Source organism: Bowmanella yangjiangensis (assembly GCF_017255015.1).
GTDB classification, from domain to species: domain Bacteria; phylum Pseudomonadota; class Gammaproteobacteria; order Enterobacterales; family Alteromonadaceae; genus Bowmanella; species Bowmanella yangjiangensis.
Map to the genome: position 1 here is coordinate 1 of NZ_JAFKCS010000674.1, position 391 is coordinate 391.

Annotated in this window: 1 protein-coding gene; it reads left to right on the forward strand. The window is 70.1% G+C overall.

Features of this window, described 5'->3' with window-relative positions:
* On the forward strand, positions 1-391 hold a 391-nt coding region (locus J0A65_RS26210; RefSeq protein ID WP_206597116.1), incomplete at both ends, for a DUF1302 family protein.

Sequence of the window (391 nt, forward strand, 5' to 3'; positions counted from 1 at the left end):
GGTGCCGTTCCTGCGTGTGCAGAAGGGCCAGTCCATGGCCTGCAGCGCCGGCAGCGGCGGGCGCTTCGCCGACCTGTGCGGCCTGACCAAGCTGCTCGACCCGGCCTCGGTGCCGCTGGTGGACGGCCTGGCCATGCTCGACAGCACCTACTACGACTTCGTCTACCCCGAGGACATCCGCCTGTTCGGCCTCAGCGTGTCCGGCACCATCGGCGACACCAGCCTGGCAGGCGAGCTGACCTACCGGCCCAACGCGCCGCTGGAACCGTCGATGACCTACGAGCTGGAACAACTGGCCGAGAGCGCCCTCGGCGCCGGCGGTGCCAGTGGCGGGAGCATCGACCTGGGCGAGTTCGGCGACGGTTCGGCCAATGACCCACGCCGCAGCATC